The organism is Enteractinococcus helveticum, from assembly GCF_020742345.1.
In the GTDB taxonomy this organism is placed as follows: domain Bacteria; phylum Actinomycetota; class Actinomycetes; order Actinomycetales; family Micrococcaceae; genus Yaniella; species Yaniella helvetica_A.
In genome coordinates this window covers 1-6964 of the sequence record NZ_DYXC01000160.1, presented here as the reverse complement: position 1 = coordinate 6964, position 6964 = coordinate 1, and the positions used below count along the sequence as shown (strand labels likewise).

The following is a 6964-nucleotide window of genomic DNA, read 5'->3' as shown; positions in this document are numbered from 1 at the left end:
GGACGACGCAAGGTCAGCAAAGATATCCCCTTCCAGGTCAATGCGTGGTGGCAAAATCGTAGCTTTCACAACTATGCCGACCACGCCCTGTCACAGGAATTCCACGAGGCGCTGGGCGATTTAGAACGGCTCGGCGCCGAGACATCGACGGCGATTATGTGCTCTGAGGCGGTCTGGTGGCGTTGTCACCGTCGAATCATCGCCGACTATCTCCTGGTGCATAACCATCGGGTGGAACACATCCTGGGCCCCGGTCAGCTGATGTCGGCAGAACTCAGTGACGGCGCCGTCGTGCAAGATGACGGCACAATCCACTACACATGATCAACCGGCCGCTAGCGTTGAAGTGTCGCAATAACTGTGAGGTGGCCATGCCCATTTGCTCGACGGCTCAACGGTTCGGCGGTTATACCCGCAAGTTGAACTGGTCGAAGGTATGCCACCCACGGTCGCACTTGAACAGCGCACTTCGGCCGGCGGGTCGCGTTCCGACGTCGGGACGATTTCAGCCCTGTCGAACTCGCTGCGTCTGTTATTTTCTCGGGCCGGGAAGCACCCGGAACACATCCTCGACGGCGCAATTGCAGCCTGGCCGGGGGCCTGGTTGGGCAAGAACTTCCGGGAAATCTTAGAAACCCTGGGGGTGGATACGGCCCGTCCGTGGCGCGAACTCGATGAGGACACCCGGCAGTGGATCCTCTATACCGATGAAACCCCGATCGTCACGGTGCTACCGGTTCGAGAAGCCGTACGAACCCAGGGGCCGTATGAGGGCAAATGGGAATCCGTCTCCCGGTATTTGCGTCGCACGGTGGCTGCGACCCAATCCGAGAAAAACCGAGCCCGCGCCCTGAGGTTCTTCACCGCCAGCACATGTCCAACCTGTCACGGTCACCGGCTCAACCCGGCCGCATTGCAGGTGCGCTACCTCGATGCGGCCATCTGTGAACTGACCCACCTGAACCTCGACGCACTGCTGGAATTGCTACGACGTCGTTATGACCATATCGTCACGCGGGATCCGCGAGATGACGGCCCAGAAATCGGTGCCGAACGGATTCTGCTGTTCACAACACTGGCGATCTTAGACGCGGTCACTCAGCTGGGTCTGGGTGGGGCACTTATCCGTGGACCGCCCCGCTGATTCCTTGTCTACCGGGGAGCTGCAACGGCTCCGCCTGGCATCCCAGGTTCATGAGGGACTCTTCGGAGTGGCCTACGTGCTGGATGAACCATCGGCGGGTGTGCATCCGGCTGAAAAACACACGCTATCGAAACTCTTGACGCGCTTTGTCGCCGAGGGGAACTCCGCATTGTTGGTCGAACATGACATGTCCCTGGTGGCCCAGGCCGATTGGGTTGTCGACGTCGGCCCCGGGGCCGGGGTGCACGGTGGCCGAATTGTGTATTCGGGACCGACTCACGGGCTGGGCAGTGTGGAGGAATCCATTACGGCTCGTTTTGTACACCCCGGGCCGCTGCATCTCAATGATGCGCCGCGCCATCCCGCCCGCGGCGCATTGAAATTCGCGGGCATCACTGCCCGGAACATCGTGGACCAGGACGTGACCATTCCCTTAGGACAGTTCACCGCCGTCACCGGCGTGTCTGGTTCGGGTAAATCTACTCTGGTAACGCATGTGATCGGGCGACACGTCCAAAACGCAGTGTCGACCACCGTGACCGATGAACCCGAGGAACCACCTACCAACGACGCCGTCACAGTCACCTCAGTGGAGGGACTGGACCAGATTCAGCGGCTAGCCCACATCACCCAGCGACCAATTGGCCGGACTCCCCGATCCGTGGTGGCAACCTATACCGGGCTATTTGATCGAGTTCGCCGAATCTTTGCCGAAACCGATCAGGCGCGACGACGTGACTGGGGCATCGGCAGGTTCTCGTTCAATGTGGCCGAGGGGCGCTGCCCGGAATGTTCCGGGCTTGGCCAGATCGAGGTGGAACTCATTTTCCTACCGGGGTCCTATGCCACCTGTCCGGTGTGCCACGGGCAACGGTTCAATCAAGAAACACTGAGCATCACCTGGCGCGGTTATACGGTGGCAGATATTCTGGCGTTATCGGTAACCGCAGCGAAGACGGTTTTTGAAGATGAGCCACAGGTTTTGCGGGCACTCCAGGCCCTTGAAGCCATCGGGCTGGGCTACATTACCCTTGGCCAGCGCGCAACAGAGCTTTCTGGCGGTGAGGCCCAACGCATCAAACTGGCCACCGAACTGCAACGCAACACCGCAGCACACACCTTGTACCTCTTCGATGAACCCTCCACAGGATTACACCCGGCTGACGTGGAGTTACTCAACGCACAACTACATCGGCTCGTCGACCAGGGACACACGGTGATTGTGGCAGAACACCATCAGGCGATGATCGCCACGGCAGACCATGTCATCGACCTGGGCCCTGGTGCTGGAGCCGACGGTGGACAAGTTGTTGCCGTCACAACCCCGGCTTGTCTCACCGCGGTTTCCGGTTCGCTCACCGGACAATATCTTGCAGCTGAGGCTGAAGTCATAACAGCGGGTTAGAAATATCACCATTCGGCTCTTAGCGACCCAAAAACGAGGTGTCTCAAAAAGGCAACAGTTGAGAGGCGATTATTTGTTGTGATCGACTTGCGGTGGCCCTGTGACCAATTGGGCAAATTTATCCAGGGGACTGAGTTAAATATGCAAAATATTCGTCCTATCGCATTGTGATGCTTTCGGAGAACCTAGTGCCCCGCTGCACGAAAATGGTGATATTGCAACGAATTTGTAGATTTGCGTCACGGTAGAAACAGGAGGACAGTGGATGCGTCGCAATGAAAGGTGAAACACAGTTATGCGTCCACAGGTCACAAATAGCGCGGGCGGATCGTCTTCACAGCCGAGCCCCAGTGCAAAAGAAATCACCCCGAAAGAACGTCGTCGCGTTCTGACTGGAACCCTGATGGGTACCGTGATCGAATGGTACGACTTTTTCATTTACGCTCTTGCGGCAAATATTGTGCTTGGTCCACTGTTCTTTGCCCCTGCTGGGGAGGATTTCGAGCGCATCGTATCGCTGGTCACCATCGGTCTGTCCTTCCTGTTCCGTCCCTTAGGCGCTGCCATCGCAGGTCGTCTGGGAGACCGTTTCGGACGCAAGCCGCTGCTGGTCGTTACCTTGATCATGATGGGTCTTGCAACCACCACGATGGGCCTTTTGCCTACCTACGATCAGATCGGCCTCTGGGCGCCCTTCTTGCTGTTAGCTCTGCGCATTTTGCAAGGTGTCTCTGCAGGCGGTGAATGGGGTGGCGCAGTCCTGATGTCTGTGGAGTACGCACCGAAAGGTCGCCGTGGCTTCTTCGGCGCTTTTCCGCAGATCGGTGTGCCAACCGGTATGCTGCTGGCCTCTGCGGTATTAGCAGTAGTGAACTGGATCGCACCAGGTCAGGCCTTCTACGACTGGGGGTGGCGTGTTCCATTCCTGTTGTCCCTGGTCTTGGTCATTGTTGGGCTCTTTGTTCGCTCTGCCGTTGACGAATCACCGGTATTCAACGAAATCGCTGAGCTCAAGAGCAACGCGCAGGACGCCGGTCAGGCCAACGTTAAGCCACCGAGCCTGTTCCCGAAGTTCGGCGTCATTGTCCTATTCGGCATCCTGCTGATTGCCGGTAATGGTGCTTCTGGTTATATGATCACCGGCGGCTATGTCCAGGGCATGGCGACACGTCCTATTGATGACGGCGGCCTTGGCTATGACCAGGTGGGTGTCCAGTTGGCCGTGTTGGTAGCTGCTGCGGTCTGGTTGGTTTCCACACTGACTTCCGGCTGGCTGGCTGATACATTTGGTCGCCGTCGGATCATGACGCTGGGCTGGTTCGTTCAGGCCGCCGGTATTATCCCGCTATTCGAATTGATTAAGAACTTCGGTGTCCTGGGTGTTTTGATTAGCACTTCACTGTTGGCCGTTGGTCTGGGTATGACCTACGGTCCGCAAGCCGTCTGGTATGCAGAATTGTTCCCAGCATCCGTGCGCTACTCGGGCGTCTCCATCTCCTACGCGTTGGGGGCAATCCTTGGTGGTGCGTTTGCTCCAACGATTGCCGAGCTGCTGATGAATGGCTTCGGTACCACCTGGTCGATTGTTATCTACCTGCTGGCGATGGCTGGCCTGGGCCTCTTGGGTACCGTGATGCTCAAAGAAACCCGGGATATCCGCCTCGACTACCCGTTCGAAGCAAGCGGTGATTGGGACAAATGGCATAACGGTGAACTGCCATTGGACAAGTGCCTAGTGGAAGATGACCTGAAAGCCGCTGCCCCAGCAATGGCTACAGCCAACACCCCGGAACAACCCACGTTGTAACGCACAAAACGTTCCCAGCTAAAAGCTTGGAAGCAGTGAACCTCCCCAAATTCCTCTATCAAAAGGAGACCTTGGGGAGGTTCGTCGTTGCCGTTGCAGTTCTAGGATTTAGTACTGCAGCCCGGCTTCGGGGTAAATCTGGCCGATGGGCAGTTTCTTTTCGGCTTGGAACGTATCTTCGGCGCGACCATAGGCCCAGTAGGCCGATAGCGACATATCGGCGCGCTCGACGCCGCGTTCTTCGTTGAGATAGACGCGCAGGGTTTTCATGATTTCGCGTTCACCGTGGATAAACGCCTGGACGCGACCTTCACGCCACGGCACATCTTTAACAGCCTGTTCCAGCACCGTGGATTCGGGGGTGAAGGGGCCACCGCGGTGCAACCAGGTGATTTCAATACCTTCCGGTGCGGTGAGGTCCCATTCGTCGTCGGCGGTAGCAACCTCAATGAGCGCATGACCAACGGCGTCGTCGGGCATAGCTTCCAGGGCGGCTCCGATGGCTGGGATGGCGGCTTCATCACCGGCGAGTAGATGCCAGTCGGCGGTGGGATCGGGCTGGTATTTGCCACCGGGGCCAGAGAATTGCAGCAGATCGCCGACCTGTGCTTGTTCGGCCCAGGGGCCGGCCAGCCCCTCGGCACCGTGGATCACGAAGTCCATTTTGAGGGTTTTGGTTTCGGGGTTGACCGAGTGGACGGTGTAGGTGCGACGCAGCGGTAGTTCATCTTTGGGCAGGGTTTTGCGCAGCTCATCCAAGTTGAATGGTGGGACGAGTCCAGATTCGGGGTTCTGCGGCAGCAGGAGTTTGACGTATTTGTCAACGGCTTCGGAATTCTGAAAGAGGTCAAAGTCTTTGCCACCGAATGTGATGCGCTTGAAGGTCGGGGACAGGTCTTCGACCGCCACGACCTCCATGACCATTGGGGACGGACGTGGACGGCGTGGACGAGTACTCGCTGCGCGAGCAGACTGCTGAGTCAAGAAATCTCCTTGAATTAGAACATGTAAGTATTGCCTAATATATTAGGCTAGCCTCAAGGTGCGGGATTGTGAAGAGCGGTCTCGGTGAGCACAATGCTCTCAACTGGTCCAAGTTGAAGAAAAACTGCCATACATACTACAGGTCCTATCCGGCGCGGTCCCGACGGGTTTACACTGGCATCACAACCACCCCGAGGTGAAGGAGCGCCATGCCTGACCTGACCCGGGATCAGATCACCCACCTGGCCCAATTGGCTCATGTGAATCTGACCGAAGCAGAATTAGACCGGATGTCGCAGGAGGTCAGTAAGATCCTCGATTCGGTTGCCAAGGTACAAGAGGTTGCCACCGAACACGTGATGCCGACCTCGCATCCGATTGCCCTGACAAATGTGTATCGTGAGGACGTCGTCGGGCCGGTACTGAGCCAACATGAGGCGCTATCCGGTGCGCCTGACGCCGAGGCTGGCCGCTTCAAAGTGCCGGCCATTTTGCGTCCAGAGGATGACCGATGACCCCCGATCAGATGATTCGACTCACCGCCTTAGCAATGGCCGAGCACCTGCGGGCCGGGACGTTGACTTCGGTTGAGCTAACACGCGCGCATTTTGACCGCATCAAAGCAATTGACGGCACAGCCGAAGAAGGCATTCACGCGTTTCTGCATCTCAATGAAGAAGAAGCCATGGCCGTGGCCGGGCAGGTGGATGCGATCCGTGCCTCAGGTGGCCCCGAAGCCGATGAGCTGCACCCATTGGCCGGGGTGCCGATTGCAATCAAAGACAACATTGTGACAATCGGTCAGCCCACCACGGCGGCGTCGAAAATTTTAGCAGGCTGGATGCCGCCCTACGATGCCAGCGTGGTCCGCACAATCCGGGCGGCGAAACTGCCGATTCTAGGCAAGACGAACCTCGATGAATTCGCGATGGGATCCACCACCGAATACTCGGCCTACGGGGTGACCCGCAATCCGTGGGATCTTACGCGCGCACCGGGTGGTTCCGGTGGCGGATCGGCCGCTGCGGTCGGGGCGTTTATGGCACCGCTGGCCTTAGGCAGTGACACGGGTGGGTCAATCCGCGAACCTGCGGCGTTTACCGGCACCGTGGGTGCTAAGCCCACGTATGGGTCGGTGTCCCGTTACGGTTTGATTGCCATGGCGTCGTCACTGGATCAGATTGGCCCGGTCGCCCGGACCACCGCCGATGCGGCCGCGCTACACGAGCTCATTGCCGGGCATGATCCGAAGGACTCCACATCGCTGCATACCCGGTGGGATACGCTGCTGGAGGCGACCAAGCGTCACGACTTAACTGGGCTGCGCATCGGGGTGCTGCAAGAATTGCAAGGCCCGGGTTTTACCGACGGTATCTGGGAGGCATTCCAGGAAACCTTGGACATGTTGCGCGCGGCGGGCGCTGAGATTACCACGGTCGAGTGCCCGCACATGCCCTACGCCCTGCACGCCTATTATTTGATTGTGCCTTCGGAGGTGTCGTCGAATTTGGCGCGCTTTGACGGGGTGCGCTACGGCAACCGGGTGGTCCCCGAGGGTGGTGGCACCGTGGCCGAGGTGATGGCCGCCACGCGCGCCGCGGGTTTTGGTGATGAGGCTAAGCGC

At 58.3% G+C, this 6964-nt stretch carries 7 protein-coding genes; 6 read left to right on the top strand and 1 reads right to left on the bottom strand.

Features of this window, described 5'->3' with window-relative positions; translation table 11 throughout:
• The 4 genes from K8V32_RS13820 to K8V32_RS13805 form a co-directional block, all read left to right on the top strand.
• A partial coding sequence (locus tag K8V32_RS13820) for a DUF488 domain-containing protein (RefSeq protein ID WP_303908727.1) occupies nt 1-324 on the top strand: 324 nt, incomplete at its 5' end.
• A gap of 55 nt (nt 325-379) precedes the next feature.
• A complete protein-coding gene (locus tag K8V32_RS13815; protein WP_303908723.1) occupies nt 380-1144 on the top strand; it encodes a P-loop NTPase family protein in 765 nt (254 codons plus the stop codon).
• Complete coding sequence (locus tag K8V32_RS13810; RefSeq protein ID WP_303908720.1) at nt 1128-2549, top strand: excinuclease ABC subunit UvrA; 1422 nt, start codon at nt 1128-1130, stop codon at nt 2547-2549. Before K8V32_RS13815 ends, K8V32_RS13810 begins: the two co-directional genes overlap by 17 nt.
• A 295-nt stretch (nt 2550-2844) precedes the next feature.
• A complete protein-coding gene (locus tag K8V32_RS13805; RefSeq protein WP_303908717.1) occupies nt 2845-4356 on the top strand; it encodes an MFS transporter in 1512 nt (503 codons plus the stop codon).
• Nucleotides 4357-4464: 108 nt separating this feature from the next.
• Here K8V32_RS13805 and K8V32_RS13800 read toward each other — a convergent pair whose 3' ends face one another.
• The gene (locus K8V32_RS13800) at nt 4465-5340 is read right to left on the bottom strand and encodes a siderophore-interacting protein (protein ID WP_303908714.1); all 876 of its coding nucleotides are present in this window, start codon (nt 5338-5340) and stop codon (nt 4465-4467) included.
• 209 nt (nt 5341-5549) lie between these two features.
• Between K8V32_RS13800 and gatC the strand changes: the two genes are divergently transcribed.
• A complete protein-coding gene (gatC, locus tag K8V32_RS13795) occupies nt 5550-5855 on the top strand; it encodes an Asp-tRNA(Asn)/Glu-tRNA(Gln) amidotransferase subunit GatC (RefSeq protein ID WP_303908711.1) in 306 nt (101 codons plus the stop codon).
• A partial coding sequence (locus K8V32_RS13790) for an amidase family protein (protein ID WP_303908708.1) occupies nt 5852-6964 on the top strand: 1113 nt, incomplete at its 3' end. The genes gatC and K8V32_RS13790, both read left to right, overlap by 4 nt.

Coding starts and splice junctions, on each gene's coding strand:
- gatC (WP_303908711.1), top strand. CDS start 5,550: ATGCCTGACCTGACCCGGGATCAGATCACCCACCTGGCCCAATTGGCT.
- K8V32_RS13805 (WP_303908717.1), top strand. CDS start 2,845: ATGCGTCCACAGGTCACAAATAGCGCGGGCGGATCGTCTTCACAGCCG.